At 66.9% G+C, this 23261-nt stretch carries 21 protein-coding genes; 10 read left to right on the top strand and 11 right to left on the bottom strand.

The window, feature by feature from the left end; all coding sequences use genetic code 11:
- The first annotated feature begins 5 nt into the window (after window positions 1–5).
- The 7 genes from tsaE to hslV all read left to right on the top strand — a co-directional run bounded on the left by tsaE (window position 6) and on the right by hslV (window position 9431).
- Window positions 6–479, top strand: a complete 474-nt coding sequence (gene tsaE / locus BLQ71_RS17080) for a tRNA (adenosine(37)-N6)-threonylcarbamoyltransferase complex ATPase subunit type 1 TsaE (protein ID WP_074622560.1) — start codon at window positions 6–8, stop codon at window positions 477–479.
- The gene (locus BLQ71_RS17075) at window positions 476–1438 is read left to right on the top strand and encodes an aminoglycoside phosphotransferase family protein (protein WP_083342285.1); all 963 of its coding nucleotides are present in this window, start codon (window positions 476–478) and stop codon (window positions 1436–1438) included. The genes tsaE and BLQ71_RS17075 overlap by 4 nt, the downstream gene beginning before the upstream one ends.
- Window positions 1423–2091 carry a nucleotidyltransferase family protein gene (locus tag BLQ71_RS17070; protein WP_074622559.1) on the top strand — a complete coding sequence of 223 codons (669 nt, stop codon included), beginning with the start codon at window positions 1423–1425 and terminating at the stop codon, window positions 2089–2091. The genes BLQ71_RS17075 and BLQ71_RS17070 overlap by 16 nt, the downstream gene beginning before the upstream one ends.
- Window positions 2084–5014 carry a double-strand break repair protein AddB gene (gene addB, locus BLQ71_RS17065; RefSeq protein ID WP_074622558.1) on the top strand — a complete coding sequence of 977 codons (2931 nt, stop codon included), beginning with the start codon at window positions 2084–2086 and terminating at the stop codon, window positions 5012–5014. The genes BLQ71_RS17070 and addB overlap by 8 nt, the downstream gene beginning before the upstream one ends.
- Window positions 5011–8391, top strand: coding sequence for a double-strand break repair helicase AddA (addA, locus tag BLQ71_RS17060; protein WP_074622557.1), 3381 nt, complete (start codon window positions 5011–5013; stop codon window positions 8389–8391). Before addB ends, addA begins: the two co-directional genes overlap by 4 nt.
- A 68-nt stretch (window positions 8392–8459) precedes the next feature.
- The gene (gene trxA, locus BLQ71_RS17055; protein ID WP_043142727.1) at window positions 8460–8780 is read left to right on the top strand and encodes a thioredoxin; all 321 of its coding nucleotides are present in this window, start codon (window positions 8460–8462) and stop codon (window positions 8778–8780) included.
- A 99-nt stretch (window positions 8781–8879) separates the two neighbouring features.
- On the top strand, window positions 8880–9431 hold the full coding sequence (gene hslV / locus BLQ71_RS17050; protein ID WP_043142729.1) for an ATP-dependent protease subunit HslV: 552 nt from the start codon (window positions 8880–8882) through the stop codon (window positions 9429–9431).
- Window positions 9432–9438: 7 nt separating this feature from the next.
- Here the strand turns inward: hslV and BLQ71_RS17045 are convergent, their stop codons facing one another.
- Both BLQ71_RS17045 and BLQ71_RS17040 read right to left on the bottom strand, forming a co-directional pair.
- Complete coding sequence (locus BLQ71_RS17045) at window positions 9439–10224, bottom strand: metallophosphoesterase family protein (protein ID WP_074622556.1); 786 nt, start codon at window positions 10222–10224, stop codon at window positions 9439–9441.
- Window positions 10221–11156, bottom strand: a complete 936-nt coding sequence (locus tag BLQ71_RS17040; protein ID WP_083342284.1) for a diacylglycerol/lipid kinase family protein — start codon at window positions 11154–11156, stop codon at window positions 10221–10223. The genes BLQ71_RS17045 and BLQ71_RS17040 overlap by 4 nt, the downstream gene beginning before the upstream one ends.
- A gap of 133 nt (window positions 11157–11289) precedes the next feature.
- Here BLQ71_RS17040 and hslU point away from each other — a divergent pair, with 133 nt between their 5' ends.
- Window positions 11290–12597: an ATP-dependent protease ATPase subunit HslU gene (gene hslU / locus BLQ71_RS17035; protein WP_043142735.1), complete on the top strand. Its 1308-nt coding sequence runs from the start codon at window positions 11290–11292 to the stop codon at window positions 12595–12597.
- Window positions 12598–12753: 156 nt separating this feature from the next.
- Here the strand turns inward: hslU and BLQ71_RS17030 are convergent, their stop codons facing one another.
- From BLQ71_RS17030 to pip, 5 genes are all read right to left on the bottom strand, one after another.
- Window positions 12754–14307, bottom strand: coding sequence for an ABC transporter substrate-binding protein (locus BLQ71_RS17030; protein ID WP_074622554.1), 1554 nt, complete (start codon window positions 14305–14307; stop codon window positions 12754–12756).
- 68 nt (window positions 14308–14375) lie between these two features.
- On the bottom strand, window positions 14376–16025 hold the full coding sequence (locus BLQ71_RS17025; RefSeq protein WP_074622553.1) for an ABC transporter ATP-binding protein: 1650 nt from the start codon (window positions 16023–16025) through the stop codon (window positions 14376–14378).
- A 3-nt stretch (window positions 16026–16028) separates the two neighbouring features.
- Window positions 16029–17225 carry an ABC transporter permease gene (locus tag BLQ71_RS17020; protein WP_043142744.1) on the bottom strand — a complete coding sequence of 399 codons (1197 nt, stop codon included), beginning with the start codon at window positions 17223–17225 and terminating at the stop codon, window positions 16029–16031.
- Window positions 17222–18217 carry an ABC transporter permease gene (locus tag BLQ71_RS17015; protein ID WP_043142746.1) on the bottom strand — a complete coding sequence of 332 codons (996 nt, stop codon included), beginning with the start codon at window positions 18215–18217 and terminating at the stop codon, window positions 17222–17224. Before BLQ71_RS17015 ends, BLQ71_RS17020 begins: the two co-directional genes overlap by 4 nt.
- Before the next feature lie 79 nt (window positions 18218–18296).
- Window positions 18297–19274: a prolyl aminopeptidase gene (gene pip, locus BLQ71_RS17010; RefSeq protein ID WP_074622552.1), complete on the bottom strand. Its 978-nt coding sequence runs from the start codon at window positions 19272–19274 to the stop codon at window positions 18297–18299.
- Between the two features lie 47 nt (window positions 19275–19321).
- Here pip and ubiG point away from each other — a divergent pair, with 47 nt between their 5' ends.
- On the top strand, window positions 19322–20059 hold the full coding sequence (gene ubiG / locus BLQ71_RS17005) for a bifunctional 2-polyprenyl-6-hydroxyphenol methylase/3-demethylubiquinol 3-O-methyltransferase UbiG (RefSeq protein ID WP_074622551.1): 738 nt from the start codon (window positions 19322–19324) through the stop codon (window positions 20057–20059).
- Between the two features lie 75 nt (window positions 20060–20134).
- Here the strand turns inward: ubiG and BLQ71_RS17000 are convergent, their stop codons facing one another.
- The 4 genes from BLQ71_RS17000 to BLQ71_RS16985 are packed head-to-tail and all read right to left on the bottom strand — an operon-like array spanning window position 20135 to window position 22435.
- Entirely contained in the window at window positions 20135–20566 is a 432-nt protein-coding gene (locus tag BLQ71_RS17000) for a MarR family winged helix-turn-helix transcriptional regulator (protein WP_069209771.1), read from the bottom strand.
- Complete coding sequence (locus BLQ71_RS16995; RefSeq protein WP_074622550.1) at window positions 20563–21396, bottom strand: carbon-nitrogen hydrolase family protein; 834 nt, start codon at window positions 21394–21396, stop codon at window positions 20563–20565. The genes BLQ71_RS17000 and BLQ71_RS16995 overlap by 4 nt, the downstream gene beginning before the upstream one ends.
- Entirely contained in the window at window positions 21396–21653 is a 258-nt protein-coding gene (gene grxC / locus BLQ71_RS16990) for a glutaredoxin 3 (protein WP_043142761.1), read from the bottom strand. The genes BLQ71_RS16995 and grxC overlap by 1 nt, the downstream gene beginning before the upstream one ends.
- Window positions 21654–21691: 38 nt before the next feature.
- Window positions 21692–22435 carry a ComF family protein gene (locus BLQ71_RS16985; RefSeq protein WP_229754883.1) on the bottom strand — a complete coding sequence of 248 codons (744 nt, stop codon included), beginning with the start codon at window positions 22433–22435 and terminating at the stop codon, window positions 21692–21694.
- On the opposite strand from BLQ71_RS16985, the gene BLQ71_RS16980 reads away from it, so the two are divergent.
- Window positions 22436–23254 (top strand): methyltransferase domain-containing protein, encoded by an 819-nt coding sequence (locus tag BLQ71_RS16980; RefSeq protein WP_074622549.1) that lies wholly within the window; start codon window positions 22436–22438, stop codon window positions 23252–23254. It begins immediately after the preceding gene.
- The last annotated feature ends 7 nt before the right edge of the window (window positions 23255–23261 follow it).

Here is a 23261-nt window from a genome sequence, read left to right as displayed (position 1 = left end):
CCGCCATGACCACCCGCCAGACCGCCCTCACCCTGCCCACGCCAGAGGCCACCTGCGCCCTGGCCCGCCGCATCGGCGCCGGTCTCCGGCCCGGCGACGTTCTGCTGCTGACGGGTGAGATCGGCGCCGGAAAAACCCATTTCGCGCGCTGCCTGATCCAGTCCCTGCTGGACGAACCAGAGGACGTGCCCTCACCCACCTTCACCCTTGTCCAGACCTACGACACCGCCACTGGCGAGCTCTGGCATGCCGATCTCTACCGGCTCACCGGCCCGGACGAGAGCGTCGAACTGGGCCTGACAGAGGCCTTTGACACGGCCATCTGCCTCGTCGAATGGCCCGACCGGCTGGAGGATCTGGCCCCCCGCGACGCCCTTCGGCTGAGCTTTGCCGCCGGAAAGGACGAGGACGCCCGGGCGCTGGTGCTGGATTGGGAGGCGCCGCGCTGGGACGCGCTGATCGCGGAGCAGGCGGCGTGAGTGACTTCCTGAGTGCAGCAGGATGGGGCGCCGCCCGGCGAGAGGCGCTGGCCGGGGATGCCTCCGCCCGGCGCTACACGCGGCTGTTCCTTGACGGGCAAACCGCCATCCTGATGCAGGACCCAGAGGGCGACGTGGCGCTTTTTGCCCGCCTGGCCCGGCACCTCTGCGGAATTGGCCTGAGCGCGCCGCGCATCCTGTCCGAGGATACAGCCAACGGCCTCTTGCTGATCGAGGATCTTGGCGACGATCTGGTTGCGCGGCTGGCAGAGACGCCCGCGGCAGAGCGGGACCTCTACCTGCTGGCGACGGATGTTCTGATCGACTTGCACCGACATCCCGCGGCGCCCGACCTGCCCGTCGCCACACCCGATCACCTGGCCCAACAGATCGACCTGGCCTTTATCCACTACACGCAGGCGCCAGAGGCCCTGCCCCGCGCCATCGCCGCCTTCCGCCCCCTGCTAGAGGCCCACGCCCAGCCCGCCGAGGTCATGGTATTGCGGGATTACCACGCCGAGAACATCCTGTTCCTGCCGGATCGTTCGGGCACCGCCCGCGCCGGTCTGCTGGATTTTCAGGACGCCCTGCTGGGACACCGCGCCTATGACCTTGTCTCGCTGATCCAGGACGCGCGCCGTGATGTGCACGCGGACACCGCCGAGGTCTGTATCGCGCATTACTGCACCGCCACCGGGCACGCGGAAACGCCATTCCGCGCCTCTCTGGCCGTGCTGGGCGCCCAGCGCAACCTGCGTATCCTGGGCGTTTTTGCCCGTCTCGCAGCGACGCGGGGCAAGCCGCATTACATCGACCTGATCCCGCGCGTCTGGGCACACCTGCAGAACGACCTTGCGCACCCGCTGCTGGCCCCGGTGAAAGAGGTCCTCGACACCGCCCTGCCCGCGCCCTCGCCGGACCATCTGACAAGGTTGAAATCCCCATGCCCGACGCCGTGATGCTCTTTGCCGCCGGGTTCGGCACCCGCATGGGGGCACTGACGGCCACCCGGCCCAAACCCCTGATCGAGGTCGCCGGGAAACCCCTGCTGGATCACGCGCTGGACCTGACCGCCGGGATCGCGACCCGCGTCGTGAATGCGCATTACCTGTCGGACCAGATCGAAAGCCACCTGAACGGGACCGGCATCCATGTCTCTGTCGAACATCCCGACATCCTGGACACCGGCGGCGGGTTGCGGTTTGCCCTGCCGAAACTGGGTGCACACCCTGTATACACGCTGAACACAGACGCCATCTGGAACGGTCCGAACCCCTTGGACCTGCTGCGCGCGGCCTGGGATCCGGCGCGAATGGACGCGCTTCTGCTCTGCGTCCCGCTGGCCCGCGCCGAGGGCCGCAAGACCCCCGGTGATTTCAGCCTGCAGCCGGACGGGCAACTGTGCCGCAAGGGCGATCTTGTCTACACCGGCGCGCAGATCATCAAGACAGAGGGGCTGCACGCCATCCCCGACAAGGTCTTTTCGCTCAATCGCCTGTGGAATGCCCAGGCGGAAACGGGCCGCCTTTGCGGCCTCACCTACCCGGGCCAATGGTGCGATGTGGGCCACCCCGAAGGCATCGCGCTGGCCGAAGGACTTTTGCATGTTTGACGACACGGGACCGCGCCTGTTCGGCCTGCCGCCGGGCGCCGATTTCGCCAGTGAACTTGTCGCGGGCCTGCGCGCCCGCCTGGGCGATGCCCCGCCCGAGGCGCTGGCGCGGGTGGAAATCTACGTCAACTCCGACCGCATGGCGCGGCGCCTGCGCGAAGTGTTCGACAAGGGCCCTGCCAGCCTCCTGCCGCGCATCCGCCTTGTGACCGACCTGGCCGACCCGCTGACGAAGGCCGCCCTGCCCGCGCCAGTGCCCCCGTTGCGCCGGCGGCTGGAACTGACAGGCCTCGTGTCCAAACTGCTGGACCAGGCGCCCGATCTTGCCCCGCGGGCGGCGCTGTTCGACCTGGCCGACAGCCTGGCGACCCTGATGGAGGAAATGCAGGGCGAGGGCGTTGCCCCCGAGGTCATCGAGACCCTCGACGTCTCGGACCAGTCGGGCCATTGGCAACGCGCGCTGACCTTCCTGCGCATCGTGCAACAGTATTTCGTGGCCGACAGCGCCCCCGACCCGCAGGCCTATGCCCGCCGCGCGCTGGACCTGCGCCTGCGGCAATGGCAGGACAGCCCGCCGCAACATCCGATCCTTGTCGCGGGGTCCACAGGGTCGCGCGGGACAACGGCAGCCTTCATGGAGGCGGTGGCGCGGCTACCGCAGGGGGCGGTGATCCTGCCCGGCTTTGACACCGACATGCCGGATCATGTCTGGGACCGGCTGGATACCGCGCTGACCGGTGAGGATCACCCGCAATTCCGCTTTGCCCGGCTGATGCAGGCTTTGGACATGGCGCCCGGAGATGTTCGCCCCTGGACCGAGACACCGCCGCCCAGCCCGGTGCGCAACCGCGTGCTGTCGCTGGCCCTGCGGCCCGCGCCGGTCACGCACCAATGGCTGTCCGAAGGACCCTCGCTGCCGCCACTGGACGCGGCGATGCAGGATGTGACCCTGCTGGAGGCGCCCAGCCAGCGGGACGAGGCGCTGGCCATCGCCCTGCGCCTGCGGCAGGCAGTGGCGGATGGCCAGCGCGCCGCCGTCATCACCCCGGACCGGATGCTGACCCGGCGCGTGACTTCTGCGCTGGACCGCTGGAACATCCTGCCAGACGACAGCGGCGGCACGCCCGCGCAGCTGACCCCTCCCGGGCGACTGCTGCGCCATGTGGCGGAACTCTTCGTCAAACCGCTGACGGCCGAGATGCTGCTGACCCTGCTCAAGCACCCGCTGGTTCACAGCGGCGCCGACCGGGGGCCGCATCTGCTGAATACCCGGGAACTGGAACTGTTCATCCGCCGCAAGGGCATGCCCTATCCCCAGCCCGAACCGCTGGCGCTTTGGGGCGAAAAGCGGTCGCAGGGTGATTGGGCGGCCTGGGTCGGCACACGGTTCTGCGGACAGGAGCGGCCCGGCAAACGCCCCCTGGCCGACTGGATCGCCGACCTGCTGACACTGGCCGGCGCGATCTGTGCCGGGCCGGGCTCCAAAGGCACTGGCGGGCTGTGGCACGAAGCGGCGGGCCGCAAGCTGCAAGGCGTCATGGCCGGACTGGAGAGAGAGGCAGAGCACGGCGCCGAGATGAACGCCCGCGACTTCACCGACCTGCTGGGCGCTTTGATGTCCCGCGAAGAGGTGCGCGACCGCGACGCGCCCCACCCCGACATCCTGATCTGGGGCACGCTGGAGGCACGGGTCATGGATGCCGAGCTGATAATCCTGGCGGGCCTGAACGAGGGCGCCTGGCCGGAACTGCCCGGCGCCGACCCCTGGCTGAACCGGCAGATGCGCGCCAAGGCGGGGCTGCTGCTGCCCGAACGGCGCATCGGCCTGTCGGCGCATGACTTTCAACAGGCGGCGGGCGCACCCGAGGTCTGGCTGTCACGGTCGCTGAAATCGGACGAGGCGGAAACCGTACCCTCACGCTGGGTCAACCGGCTGTTGAACCTGATGCGGGGGCTGGAGACGCAAGGCGGCAAGGAGGTCATCGCCGCGATGCAGGCGCGCGGCAACCGCTGGCTGGCGCTGGCGCGTGCCTCGGAGGTGCCGATCGAGGCCGCGCCAGTGCCGCGTCCCTCACCCGCGCCGCCCCCCGGGACACGGCCCGCGAAACTCTCGGTCACCGAAATCAAGCGGCTGGTGCGCGATCCCTACGCGATCTACGCCAAGCATGTCCTGCGGCTGCGTCCGCTGGATCCGCTGATGCAGGCGCCCGACGCGCTGATGCGCGGCATCCTCACCCACAAGGTGCTGGAGGACTTCGTCAAGGCCACGCAGGAGGAACCGCTGGACCTGCGGCCCGATCGTTTGATGGCGCTGGCCGAACAGATCATCGGCGACCCGGACCAGGTGCCCTTTCCCACCGTCCGTGCGCTGTGGCAGGCGCGCATGGCCCGCATCGCGCCCTGGTTCGTGGAAACCGAGGTGGAACGTCAGGGCCGCGCGACCCCCAGCAAGTACGAGATCAAGGGAGAACGGCAGATCCCCGCGCTGGGCTTTACCCTGAGCGCCACCGCCGACCGGATCGACATCGACGGGCGCGGCGGGGCGCATATCTACGACTACAAGACCGGCGCCGCGCCCTCACCCAAGGAACAGCGCGCCTTTGACAAGCAGTTGCTGCTGGAGGCGGCGATGCTGGACGAGGGCGGCTTCCCCCCGCTGGACCCGCCACATGTGGAACGGGCTGTCTTTGTCTCGCTGCAGCCCTCGAACCCGCGCGAGGTGCTGGCCCCGCTGGAAGACGCGCCGCCCGAACAGGTCTGGCAGGAGTTCGTCGCCCTCATCAGCGCCTATCATGCCGCCGAGACCGGCTTTACCGCCCGCCGCGCCCTGCAAAAGGACAGCGATGCCGGCGATTACGACCACCTCGCCCGGTACGGCGAATGGGACGTGACCGATGCGCCGGTCAAGGAGGTGCTGACATGAGGCGCGACGACGCGACAGAGGCGCAGGTGCGCGCCGCCGAACCGGGGCATTCGACGTGGCTGGCCGCCAATGCCGGATCGGGCAAGACCCGCGTGCTGACCGACCGGGTGGCGCGGCTGCTGCTGGACGGGGTGGACCCGTCGCACATCCTCTGCCTGACCTATACCAAGGCCGCCGCATCCGAGATGCAGAACCGCCTGTTCAAACGGCTGGGTGGCTGGGCGATGTTGGATGAAGCCGCGCTCAGGGGTGAGCTGCGCGAACTGGGCGTCGAAAAGGACCTGACGGGCGATTTCCTGCGCGAGGCGCGCACGTTGTTCGCCCGGGCCATCGAGACGCCGGGCGGGCTGCGCATCCAGACGATCCACTCTTTCTGCGCCTCCCTGCTGCGTCGGTTCCCGCTGGAGGCCCGCGTCACGCCGCAGTTCCAGGAAATGGAGGACCGCGCCGCCGAATTGCTGCGCGCCGAGGTGCTGGACCGGATGGCCGAGGGACCGGAGGCGCATCTGATCCGCGCCATCGCACCCTATGTCTCGGGTGACGACGTGGACAGCATCGCCGCGCAGGTCTGCCGCCACCGCGATGCCTTTGCCCCGCCCAAGGATGCGGGCGGGATCCGCGCCGCATACGGGTTGCGCGAAACGGATGACGAGGACACCCTGCTGGACCAGGTCTTCCTGGGGTCCGAGCTGGACCTCTTCGCGGCGCTGGCCGAGATCCTCGCCAACGGCGGCAAGACCGATCAGACTCTCTCGGGGCAGCTAGGCGCGGTGGAAGCAATGGACAGCGCCGGGCTGGCCCAAGTTCAGGCCGCGCTGCTGACGCAGGCGGGCACGATCCGCAAGACGCTGGGCACCAAGGGGGTGCGGGCCAGCGCCGCCGACCTCTTCGAGGCGCTGGATCAACTCGCCGCACGGGTCGAGGAGGCGCTTGCCATGCAGCGCGCGCTGGCCGCCGCCGACCGCGACACGGCCCTGCACGGTTTCGCGGGCGCCTTCCTGCGCGACTACGACGCCGAGAAACAACGCCGCGGCTGGCTGGATTTCGATGATCTCATCACCCGCGCGCGCGACCTGCTGCGCGATCCGGGCGTCGCGGAATGGGTGCTTTATCGGCTGGACGGCGGCATCGATCATATCCTTGTCGACGAGGCGCAGGACACCTCTCCCGTGCAATGGCAGGTGATCGAACGGCTGGCCCAGGAATTCACCGCAGGCGAGGGCGCGCGGGCCGATGTGCGCCGCACGATCTTTGTCGTCGGCGACAAGAAACAGTCGATCTATTCCTTCCAAGGTGCCGACCCGTCCGAGTTCGACCGGATGCGCGACGATTTCGCCAACCGTCTTGCCCGGACCGACGCGCCGCTGGTGCCTGCCAGCCTCGACTACAGCTTTCGTTCGGCAGAGCCGATCCTGCGGCTGGTCGACAACACCTTTCGCGGCGCCGAGGCCTCGGGGTTCGTGGGTGACGGGCACCTTGCCTTCAAGGAGGCCATGCCCGGGCGGGTCGATCTCTGGCCGCTGGTGGACAAGGTCGGCGACGAGGAGGACGGGCCGTGGCACGAGCCCGTCGACCGGCCCAGTGCCACCCATCACACCGTGCAACTGGCCCAGCGCATCGCGCATTTCATCAAGGAGAGCATCGAGAAAGGCACCCCGCTGCCCGAGGAGGTTGGCCATACCGGCACCTACCGGGCGCGGCCCGTTCACGCGGGCGATTTCCTGATCCTTGTGCAAAAGCGCGGACGCCTGTTCAAGGAGATCATCCGCGCCTGCAAGCAGCAGGACCTGCCCATTGCCGGGGCCGACGTGCTCAAGGTCATGGCGGAACTGGCGGTCAAGGACATCATCGCCCTGCTCAGTTTCCTGTCCACGCCAGAGGATGACCTGTCGCTGGCGACGCTGCTGCGCTCGCCGCTCTTCGGCCTCACGGAACAGGCGCTGTTCAATCTCGCCCACCGGCGGCAGAAAAAATACCTCTGGGAGGAACTGCGCGCCCGGCGCGAGGATTTCCCCGAGGTGCTGCGCGTGCTGGACGACCTGCGCGGGCAAACCGATTTCCTGCGCCCCTATGACCTGATCGACCGGATCCTGACCCGCCACGACGGCCGCCGCCTGCTGATCGGGCGGCTGGGGCCGGAGGCCGAAGATGGCATTAACGCGCTGCTGCAACAGGCCCTGGCCTATGAACAAAGCGCCGTGCCCTCGCTGACCGGGTTCCTGGAATGGGCGCGGTCGGACAACCTGAAGATCAAGCGCGCCCCGGACAGCGCGGGCGAAACCCTGCGGGTGATGACGGTGCATGGTTCCAAGGGGCTGGAGGCGCCCGTGGTCATCCTGCCCGATTGCGCCGAACCGGACACCAAGCTGCGCGACGATCTGTTCACCGACGATGACGGCCCGATGTGGAAGGCCAGCGCGGACGCCATGCCGCCGCGCCAGCAGGCGGTGGTCGACACCGCCAAGGAGAAGGCCGCGCAGGAAAAGGACCGCCTGCTCTATGTCGCCATGACCCGGGCCGAGAAATGGCTGATCGTGGCGGCGGCAGGCGACTTGGGGAAATCCGGCGAGGCTTGGTACGACAAGGTCGCGCGGGGGATGGAGGATTCGGGCCCCGAGCGGGTGATGTTCGATTTCGGCGACCTGGGCAGTGGCGAAGGGCTGCGGCTGGGCCTGTCGGACTGGACGCACTTGCCCCTGGATGTCCACGACAAGCCACGGCCCGCGCCGGTAGACCTGCCCGCCGCGTTGCTGGCCCCGGCGCCGGATCCCGTGGCCGCCACGAAGGCCCTGAAGCCTTCCGAGCTTGGCGGCGCCAAGGCGCTGCCCGGGGCCGCCGGCGATACCGAGGACATGGCCAAGGCGCGCGGCACGGCGCTGCATTACCTGCTGGAAAACCTGGCCCCCCTGCCCGCCGATCAACGCACACAGGCCGCGGATTCGCTCTGTACCCAGATGGAAACGGACCCGGACCTGGCGCTTGTCACCGGGCATCTGCCTGCGATCCGGGACGAGGCGCTGGCGGTGCTGGAGGCGCCCGCGCTGGCGCATGTCTTTGCCCCCGATGCGCTGGCAGAGGTGCCCGTCACCGCCGATCTGCCGGGGCTGGGGCGGATACATGGGATCATCGACCGGCTGCTGATCGCGCCCGACCGGATCACCGCCGTGGATTTCAAATCGAACCGCACGGTGCCCGACGGCGCCGACCATGTGCCAGACGGACTCTTGCGGCAGATGGGGGCCTATGCCGCCACCTTGGCGCAGGTCTATCCCGGTCGGCATATCGACACAGCCCTGGTCTGGACCGCGCGTGCACACTATATGCCGCTGCCGCACGATCTTGTGACACAAGCACTCGGTCGGGCCGCCGCATCTTGACGCGCTGGCGACCCCTCCATACCTTCCCACACCTGAAAAGGCTGCCTCAAATCTCAGGAGATTCCCCAATGGCCACCGTCGCCGTCACCGATGACACCTTCGACGCCGAAGTGAAGAATTCCGACATCCCCGTCGTCGTCGACTTCTGGGCCGAGTGGTGCGGCCCCTGCAAGCAGATCGGCCCCGCCCTCGAAGAACTGGCCGCCGAGATGGAAGGCAAGGTCAAGATCGCCAAGGTCGACGTTGACCAGAACCCGAACACTGCAGCCGCGATGGGCGTGCGCGGCATCCCCGCGCTGTTTGTCTTCAAGGACGGACAGGCGGTGTCGAACCTCGCCGGTGCGCGCCCCAAGGCCGCGCTGCAAAGCTGGATCGAAGAATCGATCTGAGCCGCGTAACCATTTGAATTCGCAGGGGCGCCTTCGGGCGCCCTTGTCGTTTTGCGCGGCATGGCCCATATCGGGCCACAACCGACAAGGAGCGTTCTCATGTCCGACGAGTTTCCCGGCTGGCACGGCACCACGATCATCGGCGTCCGCAAGGGCGGGCAGGTGGTCATCGCGGGCGACGGCCAGGTCAGCCTTGGCCAGACCGTGATCAAGGGCACCGCGCGCAAGGTGCGCCGCCTGTCTCCGGGCGGTCATGACGTGCTCTGCGGCTTTGCCGGGTCCACGGCGGATGCCTTTACCCTGCTGGAACGGCTGGAGAAAAAGCTGGAGGCCGCGCCGGGGCAATTGCAGCGCGCCAGCGTCGAACTGGCCAAGGACTGGCGCACCGACAAGTACCTGCAGAAACTCGAGGCGATGCTGATCGTCACCGACGGCAAGGAGCTTTACGTTATCACAGGCGCCGGCGACGTGCTGGAACCTGAACATGACGTGGCGGCCATCGGGTCGGGCGGGAATTTCGCCCTCGCCGCCGCGCGCGCCATGATGGACACCGATAAATCCGCCGAGGAGGTCGCCCGCACGGCAATGGCCATTGCCGCCGACATCTGCGTCTACACCAACGGCAACCTGACCGTGGAAACCCTGGGCTGAGCCCGGCTCAGCCCCTGCGATGCCAGGCGCCGTCACGCTGCACATAGCTGACGGCGTCGCTTTCGACGAAGCCCGTTTCCCCGGCGGCCCAGCGCGCGATCCGCACATCCGGCCCGTCGAGATCGAGCAGGTTGAAGGTGTTGGGCTCACCCCGCACGCGGCTGGACAGGCAGGTGCCCGCCTGCACGAACAGCAGTTCCGGCCAGGCCCGCATCGGGGCGATCACCGTGTTGTGCAGGTGCCCGGACAGGACGATCCGCGCACCGCATTCCGCAAAGCCCCTCAGCCCCGCATCCGCCCCCTGCATCAGCCGTTTCCGGACCCCGGCGCCGTGTTGCAGCGGATGGTGTAGAACTGCGATCCGCGCCCTGTCGCCCGCCGCGCCGAAGCCTTCGCAGGCCCGGGTGATCCGCCGCGACGACAGCCGCCCGCGCTGCCAGGCAAAGCGGTTTACCGTGTTCACGCCGACGACCACCATGCCATCATCGGCATATCGCGGTTCGAGGTCCTGATGGATGGCACGCCGATAGCGCCGCCAGGGCGCCACCATCCGCAGCCAGAGATTATCGAGCGGGGTATCGTGGTTGCCCGGAACAGCCAACCAAGGCGCATCGAGACGATCCAGAAAGGCGCGCGCCCGGGCAAACTGGCCCACCCGCGCGCGCTGGGTGAAATCGCCCGAGATCACCACCAGGTCCGGTGTCAACCGGCCGATCACGTCCAGCAGCGGCTGTTCCAGGTCCTCCCGCGCGCGCCCGTAGTGCAGGTCCGACAGGTGGAGTATTCGCTTCATTTCCTCTCTTGCGGCATGACCAGCCGCAATTCCTCCTCCGTCATGGCAAAGCGCAACGGTCCCTCCATCTTGCGCTTTTCACCGTCATAGGCCAGCAGCATCCGCCGTTTCCCGGGCAGGTCGAGGTCCAGCCGGTCTCCTTGGATCAGGTCATAGTCCACGCCTTCCTCGACCGCGCCGGCGGCCAGGCGGGCCACCCTGCGGAACAGTTCGCCCCGGCTTTCGGCGCGGACGACCAGCACCGCGAAACCGCCCGCCTTGATCGCCTCACCCCCTGCCAGGCCAAAGCGCGCCAGTTGAAAATCCGAGCGTCCGACAAAAACCAGAGCCGTCTTGCGGTGATGCGTCCCGTCGCCAGTGCCCAGCCGAACCCGCATGGGCCGGCGAAAGCGCAGGAAACTGCGGACGACCGACCAATGCGCCATCAGGCGGCGGCGGCCCCAGCGGCGATAGATCGCCTCGCGCTCTTTCAGGATGCGGGGATAGACGCCGACGCTGGCGTTGTTGAGAAAGATCTGCCCGTTGACCTGGCCCAGGCGCCGGGGCTCGATCCGGCCCGCCGCGATCTGGCGGGCCGCCTCTGCCGGGTCCGGGTCCAGCCCAAGGCCCCGCGCGAAGTAGTTGAAGGTTCCCAACGGCAGGACGGCCATGGCGATGCCCGTCCCCAGCAGCTTGCCCGCGGTTGCAACAGCGGTGCCATCGCCCCCGGCAGAGACGATCATGTCGGGCCGCCGTGCCACGGCCTTGTCCAGCGTCGCGCCCAGTTGATCGGGGCGGGTGCAGGCCAGGACCTCGGCTCCCAGCACCTCTGCGGCGGCATCGACCGCCGCCGCATCGCGCGAATTGCGCCCGGATTTCAGGTTGGCGACAATGCAGATCCGCCCGGTCGCCGCCATTTCCATCCTGTCCTGCATCGTGCCCGTATCCCGCATGGCGCCCTCGCTTTCGGTGAAAGGAACCCCCCGGCGGCGGAGGCGGTTCCCGGAAAGGGCTTGGATTCTGGCGTCACATGTATATCTCACGCCGAAACCCACGCTCTCTGGCGCGGCACAAGGAACAAGACGCATGACCGACCTCACCCCCCGCGAAATCGTCTCGGAACTCGACCGTTTCATCATCGGCCAGCAAGAGGCCAAGCGCGCCGTCGCCGTGGCCCTGCGCAACCGGTGGCGGCGCAAGCAGCTGTCCGATGACCTGCGCGACGAGGTCTATCCCAAGAACATCCTGATGATCGGGCCCACCGGCGTCGGCAAGACCGAGATCAGCCGCCGCCTGGCGAAACTGGCCCGCGCGCCCTTCATCAAGGTCGAGGCGACCAAGTTCACCGAGGTGGGCTATGTCGGCCGCGACGTGGAACAGATCATCCGGGACCTGGTGGACACCGCCATCGTCGACACGCGCGAGCACATGCGCGAAGAGGTCAAGGCGCGCGCCCATGAAGCCGCCGAAGAACGGGTCATCACGGCCATTGCTGGCACCGACGCGCGCGAAGGCACGCGCGAGATGTTCCGCCGCAAGCTGAAGAACGGCGAACTGGACGACACGGAAATCGAACTGGACGTGGCCGAGACAAGCTCTCCCTTTCCGATGATGGAAATCCCCGGCCAACCCGGCGCCAACATGGGCATGATGAACCTGGGCGAAATGTTCGGAAAGGCCTTTGGCGGGCGCACGGCGCGCAAGCGGATGACCGTGCGTGACAGCTACGAGGTGCTGATTTCCGAAGAGGCGGACAAGTTGCTGGACGACGAGGTCGTCAAGGCCGCGGCCCTGGAAGCGGTGGAACAGAACGGCATCGTCTTCCTCGACGAGATCGACAAGGTTGCCGCCCGGCAAGAGGCGCGGGGTGGCGATGTCAGTCGCGAGGGCGTGCAGCGCGACCTGCTGCCACTGATCGAGGGCACCACCGTTTCGACCAAGCATGGCGCGGTCAAGACCGACCATATCCTGTTCATCGCCTCGGGCGCCTTCCACATCGCCAAGCCTTCGGACCTGCTGCCGGAGTTGCAGGGGCGCCTGCCGATCCGCGTCAACCTGCGGGCGCTGACCGAAGAGGATTTCGTGCGCATCCTGACCGAAACGGACAACGCGCTGACCCGCCAGTACACGGCGCTGATGGCCACCGAGGAGGTCACGGTCAGCTTTACCGACGAGGGGATCGCCGCGCTGGCCAAGATCGCCGCCGAGGTGAACACCAGCGTCGAGAACATCGGCGCCCGCCGGCTTTACACGGTGATGGAACGGGTCTTCGAGGAGCTGAGCTTTACCGCCCCCGATCAGGCCGGGACCGAGGTCACGGTGGATGCGGATTTCGTCGAACAGCACCTGGGCGAGTTGACCCGGTCGACGGACCTCAGCCGCTACGTCCTCTGACCACCGGCGGACAGCGAGGGGCCAGCCCCTCGCACTCCCCGAGGTATTTTTCAAACCAAAGAAGCCGGGGCCGCCCCCGAAACGCAAAACGCCCCGCACATCCGGCGGGGCGTTTCGTTTGGGCGCGGTCCCGGGCCAGGCCCGGGACGGGTGCGCTCAGGCCGTCCACCAGCGCTCGGCCATGCGGGCGTTGTCCATTTGCCAGAGGTTGCCCACCTTTTCCGGGTTGGCGATCTTGTTGGACACCGCCTGCACGTAGTTGGCGAACATCGGCAGGACCACGCCGCCATCGGTGCGCAGGATCTGCTGCATTTCGGTGTACATCTCGCGGCGCTTGGCCGGGTCCAGTTCGGCGCGGGCCTCGACCAGCAGGTCCTGGAAGCGTTCGCTGTCCTCGCGGCCCCACTGGGTGTCGTTCCACGGCACACCTTCCTCGTAGGCACTGGAGAACATCCAGTCCTCGGTGGCGCGGCCCGACCAGTAGCAGGCACAGAAGGGCTTTTTCAGCCAGACGTTCGACCAGTAGCCATCCGCCGGTTCCTGCACCACGTTGATGTTGATGCCGGCCGACTTGGCCGAGGCCTGGTACAGCTGCGCCGCGTCGACGGCGCCCTCGAAGGCCGCGCTGGAGGCCGACAAGTCGATGTCCAGCGAGGACAGGCCCGCCTCCTTGAGGTAGAACTTGGCCTTGTCCGGGTCGTAGCTGTTCTGCTCCATGTCGGCGGCGAAATACTGGTTGGCGGGGCCGATGGGCGTGTCGTTGCCCACGCGACCGTGGCCCAGCAGGATCTTGTCGACCATCTCCTGGCGGTTGATGGCGAATTTCAGCGCCCGGCGCACGTTCACGTCGTCGAAGGGCGCGACATTGGTCAGCATCGGGAAGGTGTACTGCTGGTTGCAGGACACTTCCTGGATGCGCACCATCGGGTTCGCCTTGAGCAGCGCCTCGGTCTTGAGGTCGATGCGGTTGATCGCATCGACCTGGCCGGTCAGCAGGGCGTTCATCCGCGCGGTGTTGTCGTTGACGGCGATGTACTCGATCTCGTCGAAGAAGCCGGCGTCGCCGTCCTTGTAGTGGCTGTCGACCCGCGTCGCGACCATGCGCACGCCCGGCTCGAAGCTCTGGACCTTGTAAAGGCCGGTGCCGATGCCCTTGGCGATGGCCTCTTCGATCTGGCCCGCCGGGTACATCAGCAGGTGATAGTCCGACAGCAGGTAGGGGAAGTCGGCGTTGCCGGCCTCCAGCGTGAACTGCACCTGGTGGTCGGTGATCTTCTTCATCTCGACGATGGATTCGATGATCGGCTTGGCCGCCGATTTCGCGCCCTCGGCGACATGCATCTGCAACGAGGCGATCACGTCGTCCGCGCCAAAGGCCTTGCCGTTGTGGAAGGTCACGCCCTGGCGCAGGTTGAAGGTCCAGGTCTTGGCGTCCGGGGACGCCTCCCAGGAGGTGGCCAGCTCACCCTTGAGCGTACCATCGGCGCCGACCTCGGTGAGGTTGTCAAAGACCGAGCCCTGGGCCGAAGCGATCATGAACAGGTCGGAATGCGTACGGGCATCCCAGCTGTCAGAGGTGTTGGCCCCCGACAGAGCGGCGCGCAGGCGGCCGCCCCGCTTGGCCTGGGCGCGCAGCGGCAGGCCGCTGGCGGCAAGGACACCGGCAGCGGCGCCGGTTGTCAGAAGTCCGCGTCTGCTAATTCTGGTCATGTCAGTCTCCCTTGGTCATTGCCCGTCCCGGTTCGTTTTCGGACAGGTTTGTCGCTTTTTGGCGATTCCTACGACATTTTATCAACGGCGGCATCGCCTATGTTATCAACTCCGCGTTCTTTCAGCAGATTTGTCAGCCAATCCGGATCCATCTCGGGGACGGAGGACAGCAGCAGGTCGGTGTAGGCGTGGTGTGGCGGCTTGAACATGTCGCGTTTCGGCCCCTGTTCGACCACCAGCCCGTCCTTCATCACCACGACCTCGTCCGCGATGGCGCGCACGGTGGCCAGATCATGGGTGATGAACATGTAGCTCAGGCCCAGCTCGTCCTGCAGCCGCGCCAGCAGCTTGAGGATACCCTCGGCGACCAGCTGGTCCAGCGCGCTGGTGACCTCGTCGCAGATGATGAACTTCGGTTCTGCCGCCAGGGCACGGGCGATGCCGATGCGCTGTTTCTGACCGCCCGACAGTTCCGAGGGCAGGCGGTCGATGTACTGGTCTGCAGGCAGCTCGATCTGGTCCATCAGCTCTGCCACGCGCTTGCGCTTGGCGGCGCCGCGCAGGCCCATGTAGAATTCGACCGGGCGGCCGATGATCTCGCCGATGGACTTGCGCGGGTTCAACGCCGTATCCGCCATCTGGTAGATCATCTGGACCTGGCGCAGCTGTTCCTTGCTGCGTTTGCGATAGTCCAGGGGCAGCGGTTCGCCGTCCAGCTCGATGATGCCGAGACGCGGCGGCAAAAGACCGGTGATGCAGCGCGCGGTGGTCGATTTGCCGGAACCGGATTCGCCCACCACCGCCACGGTGCGGCCCGCGTGGATGTCGAAACTGACGTTTTTCAGCACATCCACCGTGCCATAGGCCGCCGTCACGCCCTGAACGGAAATCACCGGCGTCGCATCGGTGGCAACGGGCGGTTTCTCGGGGCGTTCAAAAGCGCGCACGGCCCAGAGGCTTTTTGTGTAGTCCTGCGTCGGCGCGCTCAGCATGGTGCGCGTCTCGGCCTCTTCGACCTCGTCGCCCTTAAGCAGCACCTTGATGCGGTCCGCCATCTGCGCAACCACGGCCAGGTCATGCGTGATGTAGATCGCGGCGGTGTCGAATTCCTCGACGATCTGCCGAATGCTGGCCAGCACCTCGATCTGGGTGGTCACGTCCAGCGCGGTGGTCGGCTCGTCAAAGATGATCAGGTCCGGACGGCAGGCCATCGCCATCGCGGTCATCGCCCGTTGCAACTGGCCGCCAGAGACCTGGTGCGGATAGCGAAAGCCGATCTCTTCCGGGTTGGGCAGGCGCAGCTTGCGATACAGCTCGATGCCGTCGGCGGCGCTGTCGGCCTTGCCCGACACGCTGTGCTGCACCGGCGCCTCCGTGTGCTGGTCGATCAGCTTGTGCGCGGGGTTGAAGCTGGCGGCGGCGGATTGTGCGACATAGGCGATGCGCTTGCCCAGCAACTGGCGTTTCTGCTCGGCGCTGGCGGCCAGCAGGTCGATGCCGTCGAACATCACGCTGCCGCCCGAGATGCGCACGCCGTCGCGGCAAAACCCCATCGCGGCAAGACCAAGCGTGGATTTCCCAGCCCCGGATTCACCGATCAGTCCCAGAACCTCGCCCTTTTTCAGGGTCAGGTCGACGCCATTGATGATCGGCATCCAGGTCTCGTCCGAGCGGCCCTCGATCCGAACGTCGCGCATTTCGACAAGGAAGTCAGACATGGCTCAATCCTTCAGCCCCGAAGAGCGGTTCAGCATCCAGTCGACGACGAAGTTCACGGCCACGGTCAGCAGCGCGATGGCGCCGGCGGCCAGCAGCGGCACGCTGGCCGCAAGCGGCGCGAAACTGGCGTAGTTGATGAAGGCCGAGAGATCCTTGACCATCGTGCCCCAATCCGCCAGCGGCGGCTGGATGCCCAGGCCCAGGAAGGACAGCGCGGAGATCGTCAGGAAGACGAAACAGAACCGAAGGCCGAATTCGGCCAGCAGGGGCGCGGTCGCGTTGGGCAGGATCTCGCGGAAGATGAGATAGGGCAGGCCCTCGCCGCGCAGCTTGGCCGCCTCGATGTAATCCATCACGACGATGTTCATGCCCACGGCACGCGCCAGCCGGAACACCCGCGTCGAATCGATCACCGCGATGATGACCACCATCGCCACCGTCAGGCCAAAACCGGACACCCAGGCCGAGGCCACGGTGATCAGCAACAGCGAGAAGATCAGCGAGGGGATCGCCATCAGCACATCGACCATGCGGCTCAGGACCTGGTCCATCCAGCCGCGCAGGGTGGCGGCAAGAAACCCGAAGGTGCCGCCCAGGACGAAGGCCAGCAGCGTGGTCGCAAAGGCGATGCCCACGGTGTTCTGGGCGCCGTAGATCAGGCGGGACAGGATGTCCCGGCCGATCTGGTCGGTGCCCAGCGGGAAATCCGGGTTGCCGCCCAGCGCCGGGTTGCCACCGGGGACGATATTGGCCTGGCCGAAGACCTCTTCCTGCCCGTGCGGCGCCAGCGCCGGCGCAAAGATCGCGAGCAGCGCATAGATCAGGATGACCAGCACGCCGAAGGCGGCGGTCAGCGGCATCTGCCGGAACATCTTGCGGCTGCCCGCGGTGCCCAGGGTGCGCCCGATCAGGCGAAAGACAAAGGCCGCCGCCGCGCCGATCAGCACGCCCTGCACCGCCCAGCGGAAGAACTGGACAGAGGCCACGGGCACGCCATCGGCTGTCACGGCGGGCTGGAAATAGTACCAGATGCCGAACAGCAGCAGCGCCGCCCCCAGAACGTAGCCAAAGGCCACCGCCAGCGGCATGTCGCGGAAGAAAGGCTTGTTTCCTGTCAGGCTCTGACCGGCCAGGCGCATGACCCAGCCACCCGCCAGCAAGACAACGATGGCGCCGAGACTCCAGAGTACGGTGCTCATTTCGGATGCCTCAGCCGCGGGTTGGACAGGATCGACAGAATGTCGGCCGTCAGGTTCAGCAGGATATAGGCGGCGGCAAAGATCAGGCAGCAGGCCTGCACCACCGGGATGTCACGGATCTTGACGCTGTCCACGAACAACTGGCCGATGCCGGGATAGACAAAGACCACCTCGACCACCACGACGCCCGTGATGAGATAGGCAAGGTTCAGCGCGATCACGTTGATGATCGGCGCCAGCGCGTTGGGCAGCGCATGGTGCACGATCACGCGCATCGGCTTGATGCCTTTCAGGCGCGCCATCTCGATATAGGGGCTGGCCAGCAGGTTGATGATCGCCGCGCGGGTCATCCGCATCATGTGCGCGGTCACCACCAGCGTCAGCGTCAGCGCCGGCAACAGCGTCTTCTGCAACCGTTCGGCAAATCCCATGTCCGCGTAGATGTTGGACAGGGACGGCAGCAGCGGATTCAGCACCGCCAGGAAGAGGATCAGCACATAGGCCAGAAAGAACTCGGGGCTGGAAATCGAGGTCAGGGTCGAGATGTTCGCCACCTTGTCGAAGACCGAGTTCCGATAGAGCGCCGCCAGCACGCCCAGCGTCACCGCAAAGGGCACCGCGATGGCGGCAGTGACACCGGCAAGGAACATCGTGTTGGCGAAGCGCGGCGCGATCTGCTGGGCCACGGTGGTCCGCACACCCGAGTCGTCACCGACGAAGCTGGCGAAATTCGCCTGGGCAAAGGAGTTGCCCAGATCGCCCTGCAACGCACCTGCCAGCCATTGAAGGTAGCGCGTCACCGGGTCCTGATCGAGCCCGAGATCCCGGCGGATGGCCGCCACGGCCTCGGGTGTGGCCCCCTGCCCCAGGATCGCCTCGGCGAAATCCCCCGGCAGCATGTTCACCGCCGCAAAGATGACGATGGATACGATGAACAGAGTCAAAAGGCCCAGCGCAAGACGCTGGAGTATGATTTTGATTACCGGATTCAAGATCCCTGTCGTTTTCTTGTTTTCGTTACAGCTACGTTAGCGCCTGAAATCGGTGTGTAAACCCTGTGTCTGGACCGTTTCAGTCCCTCAGGCTGGCCAGATCGTCCATTACGCGCACCAATTCGGCGCTGATCCCCGGTTCCGACAGCGCATGGCCCGCGTTCCGGATCATCCGCAGGTCGGCCCCCGGCCAGGCCTGCGCCAGGTCCCAGGCGCGGCGCGGCGGGCAGATCATGTCATAGCGGCCCTGCACGATGACCCCCGGCACATCGGCCAGCCGGCCGATGTTGTTCAGGATCCAGCCGTCCTCGTCCAGGAAACCCGCGTTGATGAAATAGTGATTCTCGAGCCGGGCAAAGGCACGGGCGTATTCGCCGGGGGCCTCGCCGCCCATCCCGTTGGAATAGACGGAGGCCAGCGCGTTTTCCCAGGACGACCAGGCCTGCGCAAAGCGCGTTTCCGTCCGCAGGTCGCCGCTGAACAGGCGCTTGTGATAAGCGGCGATCAGGTCGTCCCGCTCATCCTCGGGAATCATGTCGGCGAAACGCGCCCAAGGCTCGGGCCAGAACTGCCCGGCACCGCCGCCATAGAACCAGTCCAGCTCTGTCCGGGTCATCAGGAAGACGCCGCGCAACACCAGCTGGGACACCGCCTCGGGGTGGCTGATGGCATAGATCAGCGCCAGCGTCGCACCCCAGCTGCCGCCAAAGACGACGGTACGGTCGATCTCCAGCTCGGCGCGGATATGTTCAATGTCGGCGACCAGGTTCCAGGTGGTATTGGCGACCACGCTGGCATGGGGCCGCGAGCGTCCGCAGCCACGCTGGTCGAACAGGATGACGCGATAGTAACGGGGGTCGAAATAGCGCCGCATCGCCGGGCTGCAGCCGCCGCCGGGGCCGCCATGCAGCACGATGACGGGCTGGCCCTCGGGGTTGCCGCATTGCTCGACGTAGATCCGGTGACCGTCGCCAACGTCCAGCATACGCTGGTCGAACGGGTCGATCGCCGGATAGAGATACTGCACTGCGCGCTTTTGGCCCGGGATTTTGTCCATGCCCTACCTATATTGCGCCTCAAGGGCAAAAGACCATGAGGAAATTCATGACGACCACCGTGGACGCATCCGAGATCGCCAAGTTCGAAGCGATGGCCGCCGAATGGTGGGATCCGCATGGCAAGTTCAAGCCGCTGCACATGATGAACCCGGTGCGGCTGGACTATATCACCAGCCAGATCGCGGCGGAGTTCGACCGCGACCTGACCGGGCCGCAGCCCTTCGCGGGCCTGCGCATCATGGACATTGGCTGTGGCGGCGGGCTCTTGTCGGAACCGATGGCCCGGCTGGGGGCCGATGTGGTCGGCGTCGACGCGGCCGAGCGCAACATCCCCGTGGCCCGGACCCATGCGGCGCAATCCGGCCTGCAGATCGATTATCGCCACACCACCGCCGAGGCGATGGCAGCGGCAGGCGAACGGTTCGACGTGGTGCTGAACATGGAGGTGGTGGAACACGTCGCCGACCCGCTGGCCTACCTGACCGCCTGCCGGCAGTTGCTGAAACCCGGCGGGCTGCACATCTGTTCGACCATCAACCGCAACCCCAAGAGTTTCGCAGTGGCGATCGTGGGGGCGGAATACGTCATGCGGTGGCTGCCCAAGGGCACCCATGAATGGGCCAAGTTCATCACGCCGGACGAGCTCTACGAGCTGATGCGCCAGGCCGGGCTGGAGCCGGTGGACAGAAAGGGATTCGTCTTCAACCCGGTCAGCTGGGCCTGGAGCGTGTCGGACCGCGACCTCAGCGTGAACTACGTCACCGCCGCTCTGAACCCGGCCTGAACACGCGGCCGGCTTCTTTGGTTTTTAAAATACCTCGGGGGAGGCTCGGCTTGCCGAGACGGGGGCAGAGCGCCCTCACTCTTCCAGCCGCAGCCGCAACTCGCGCAGCACGGGCAGCGCGGCGCGCACGCGGTCCTCGCCCAGGTCGCCCAGCATCTCTTCAATCAGGGGCGTGATCGCGGCCAGCGCCGCCTCGCGCGCCGACCGGCCCGCGGGCGAGATCGAGACCAGCTTGCGCCGGGCATCGTCCCAGTCGGGGCGGATGTGGACGTAGCCGGCGATTTCCAGTTTCGACAGCGTGTTGGTCATCGCGCCACGGGTGACGTGGAAGGCCCGCGCCAGTTGTGCCGGGGTCTTCTCTCCACCCCGGGCAAGATGGTTGAGCACCGAGAAATGTGAGATTTCCATGCGGTTCGGCAGCACCTTGGTCAGCCGCGCGCGCAACAGCTGATCCGCGGTCAGCAGTTCCGAGAAGAGCGAGATGGCAAGGCCGCTGGCGTCGCTCATGCCGGTCCCTCGAATTGGCGGTCATGGCTCAGGGCGGGCACCTTGCGCCGCGCCTCTTCGACCGCCCCCATGTCGAGATCGACGCAGAAAACCCCCGGGTCCGTGCCCGCGTCCAGCAGCACCTCACCCCAGGGAGAGATCACCATCGAATGGCCATAGGTCCGGCGCGACCGGCCCGCCGTGGCCGCGTGCTGGCCCGTCTGGGCCGGGGCCAGGACGTAACAGCCCGTCTCGATCGCGCGGGCCTGCAACAGCGGTTGCCAGTGCATCGGGCCGGTCCCGGGCGAAAAGGCCGCCGGCACGGTCAGAACCTGCGCTCCCGCCTGCGCCAGTGCGCGGTAGAGGTAGGCAAAGCGCACATCGTAGCAGATGCTGAGGCCAAAGGTGCCCAAGGGCGTGTCCGCAAGGACGGCCCGCCCACCCGGCGCATAGCCCGATGATTCGCGGTAGGTCTCCGCCTCGGAGACCTGCACGTCGAACATGTGCATCTTGTCGTAGCGCGCGGCGATCTCACCCTCGGGAGAGATCAGGAAGGATCGGTTCACGAACCGCGTCTCGGGCGGTTCCGCCTTCAGCGCAAGTGACCCGGCCAGCACCCAGATCCCAAGCTCTGCCGCCGCAGCCCGCAGACCGGACAGCCCCTCGTCCGCATCCTCGGGACGCAGCACCTCTGCCTGGTGGCCACGGTCCATCGAGACGCAATTGCAGACCTCGGGCGTCAGCGCGATCTGCGCGCCTTCGTCCCGCGCACGGGCCAGCATCCCCCGCATCGTGGCCAGGTTTTGCGCCGGATCGTCCGACGAGGTCATCTGCAACAGCGCGGCCCGCATCAGCCCGCCAGCAGCGCGTCCAGCTTGCCCTGCCTTTCCAGCGCGGCAAGGTCATCGAAGCCGCCGACATGGGTCTCGCCGATGAAGATCTGCGGCACGGTGTGGCGGCCATGCGCGCGGTCCATCATCTCGGACCGGCGGTTCGGCTCTTCCAGCACGTTAATGCCGGCATAGTCGACACCCTTGCTGTCCAGCAGGCGCTTGGCCGCGTGGCAGTAGCCGCAGAGCGGCGAATAATACATCTCGACCGGTTGCATCTCGGTCCTCCAGATCGTTCGTGCGTATGGTCATGGATTTATGCGTCTTTGGCCGCGCGCGCCAGTACGCTGACACAAACCTCTGTTGCGCCGGCCGCAAGGCAGGCCTCTGACGCTGCGGCCAGCGTGGCGCCGCTGGTCATGACATCGTCGACGATCAGCACCGGCCGCCCCGCTATCATCGGGCTGTGCCGGTCCGGCACGCGGATCATGCCGGAAAGCACGCTGAACCGTTCCTCGCGGCTTTTGCCTTCGAGGCTGGGCGTGGCCCTGACCCGTTCCAGCGCGTCGGGGCACCAGTCCAGCCCCAGGTCCCGCGCCAGCGCCTCTGCCAGCAGCGCGGACTGGTTGTAGCGCCGTTTCAGGTGGCGATTGACGTGCAGGGGCACCGGCACGGCCAGCATGTTGTCCCGGATCAGCCCGCGCGTGACCCGCGCCATCCATTTCGCTGCCGGGCGCGCGATGTCGTGGCGGTCGCCATGTTTCAACGCCAGAACCATGCGCCGGCCCCGGTCACGGTAGACCAGCGCGGCGCGCCCCTGGCTCCAGGGTCGCGCGACGGTGAGGCAATCGTCGCAATGTTCCGCCCGGTCGGACTGGCCCGGCAAGGGCACACCGCATAGATCGCAGGACAGTCCGGATATGAACGGCGTATCGCGCCAGCAGGTCCCGCACAGGCCGAAATCCGTCTCCACCAGCCCGCCGCAGGCCAGGCAGCGCGGCGGATAGACCATCTGCACCAGGGTTTGCATCCCCGCCGACCACAGCCTATGAGCCAACATATGCCCAATCCTCCCCGTCTCACCGACCGGCACGCCCTGACCCTGCATCGCGCCCGTGCGCACGCCGAGGCGCTGTTCCTGCACGAGGCCGCGCGCGACGACGCGCAGGATCGTCTCGCGATGGTTAACAAGGGGTTTACGGACATCGCCGTGATCACGCCTTTCCCGCAGGTCTGGCAGCCGCATTTCCCCCAGGCCACATGCATCGCCGACACCGAGGTGCTGGACCTCGACGAGGGCGCGCATGACCTGGTGATCCACGCGCTGTGCCTGCACTGGGCCGACGACCCGGTGGGCCAGCTGATCCAGTGCCGCCGCGCGCTGCGCCCCGACGGGCTGTGCCTGGTGCTGACTTTGGGCGGGCAAACCCTGCACGAGCTGCGCGCCGCGCTGGCTCAGGCGGAAACGGAGGTCACGGGCGGGCTGTCGCCCCGCGTCGCCCCGATGGGCGAGATCCGCGACCTGGGTGCCCTGCTGCAACGCGCGGGGCTGGCCCTGCCGGTGGCGGATTCCGCGCCTTTGACCGCCAGCTACGCCTCGCCGCTGCACCTGATGCATGAACTGCGCGCGATGGGAGAAGGCAATGCCCTGGAGGGCCGGTTGCGGCATCCCACTCGGCGCGCCGTCCTGCTGCGCGCGGCCGAGATCTATGCCCGCGAATTCACCCTGCCGAACGGACGAGTTCCGGCCACCTTCGAGATCATCACCCTGACCGGATGGGCGCCGGACGCCTCGCAGCCGCAGCCCTTGCGCCCCGGGTCCGCCGCGCAGCGCCTGGCCGATGCATTGAATACCTCGGAAACGCCTTTGAAAGATTGACGCATTG

The organism is Antarctobacter albus, assembly GCF_900101505.1.
Taxonomy (GTDB): Bacteria; Pseudomonadota; Alphaproteobacteria; order Rhodobacterales; family Rhodobacteraceae; genus Antarctobacter; species Antarctobacter albus.
The sequence above is the reverse complement of the archived record's forward strand: the minus strand, read 5'-3'. Positions and strand labels throughout refer to the sequence as shown.

Coding starts and splice junctions, on each gene's coding strand:
- tsaE (WP_074622560.1), top strand. CDS start 6: ATGACCACCCGCCAGACCGCCCTCACCCTGCCCACGCCAGAGGCCACC.
- BLQ71_RS17070 (WP_074622559.1), top strand. CDS start 1,423: ATGCCCGACGCCGTGATGCTCTTTGCCGCCGGGTTCGGCACCCGCATG.
- addB (WP_074622558.1), top strand. CDS start 2,084: ATGTTTGACGACACGGGACCGCGCCTGTTCGGCCTGCCGCCGGGCGCC.
- addA (WP_074622557.1), top strand. CDS start 5,011: ATGAGGCGCGACGACGCGACAGAGGCGCAGGTGCGCGCCGCCGAACCG.
- trxA (WP_043142727.1), top strand. CDS start 8,460: ATGGCCACCGTCGCCGTCACCGATGACACCTTCGACGCCGAAGTGAAG.
- hslV (WP_043142729.1), top strand. CDS start 8,880: ATGTCCGACGAGTTTCCCGGCTGGCACGGCACCACGATCATCGGCGTC.
- BLQ71_RS17045 (WP_074622556.1), bottom strand. CDS start 10,224: ATGAAGCGAATACTCCACCTGTCGGACCTGCACTACGGGCGCGCGCGG.
- BLQ71_RS17040 (WP_083342284.1), bottom strand. CDS start 11,156: ATGCGGGATACGGGCACGATGCAGGACAGGATGGAAATGGCGGCGACC.
- hslU (WP_043142735.1), top strand. CDS start 11,290: ATGACCGACCTCACCCCCCGCGAAATCGTCTCGGAACTCGACCGTTTC.
- BLQ71_RS17030 (WP_074622554.1), bottom strand. CDS start 14,307: ATGACCAGAATTAGCAGACGCGGACTTCTGACAACCGGCGCCGCTGCC.
- BLQ71_RS17025 (WP_074622553.1), bottom strand. CDS start 16,025: ATGTCTGACTTCCTTGTCGAAATGCGCGACGTTCGGATCGAGGGCCGC.
- BLQ71_RS17020 (WP_043142744.1), bottom strand. CDS start 17,225: ATGAGCACCGTACTCTGGAGTCTCGGCGCCATCGTTGTCTTGCTGGCG.
- pip (WP_074622552.1), bottom strand. CDS start 19,274: ATGGACAAAATCCCGGGCCAAAAGCGCGCAGTGCAGTATCTCTATCCG.
- ubiG (WP_074622551.1), top strand. CDS start 19,322: ATGACGACCACCGTGGACGCATCCGAGATCGCCAAGTTCGAAGCGATG.
- BLQ71_RS17000 (WP_069209771.1), bottom strand. CDS start 20,566: ATGAGCGACGCCAGCGGCCTTGCCATCTCGCTCTTCTCGGAACTGCTG.
- BLQ71_RS16995 (WP_074622550.1), bottom strand. CDS start 21,396: ATGCGGGCCGCGCTGTTGCAGATGACCTCGTCGGACGATCCGGCGCAA.
- grxC (WP_043142761.1), bottom strand. CDS start 21,653: ATGCAACCGGTCGAGATGTATTATTCGCCGCTCTGCGGCTACTGCCAC.
- BLQ71_RS16985 (WP_229754883.1), bottom strand. CDS start 22,435: ATGTTGGCTCATAGGCTGTGGTCGGCGGGGATGCAAACCCTGGTGCAG.
- BLQ71_RS16980 (WP_074622549.1), top strand. CDS start 22,436: ATGCCCAATCCTCCCCGTCTCACCGACCGGCACGCCCTGACCCTGCAT.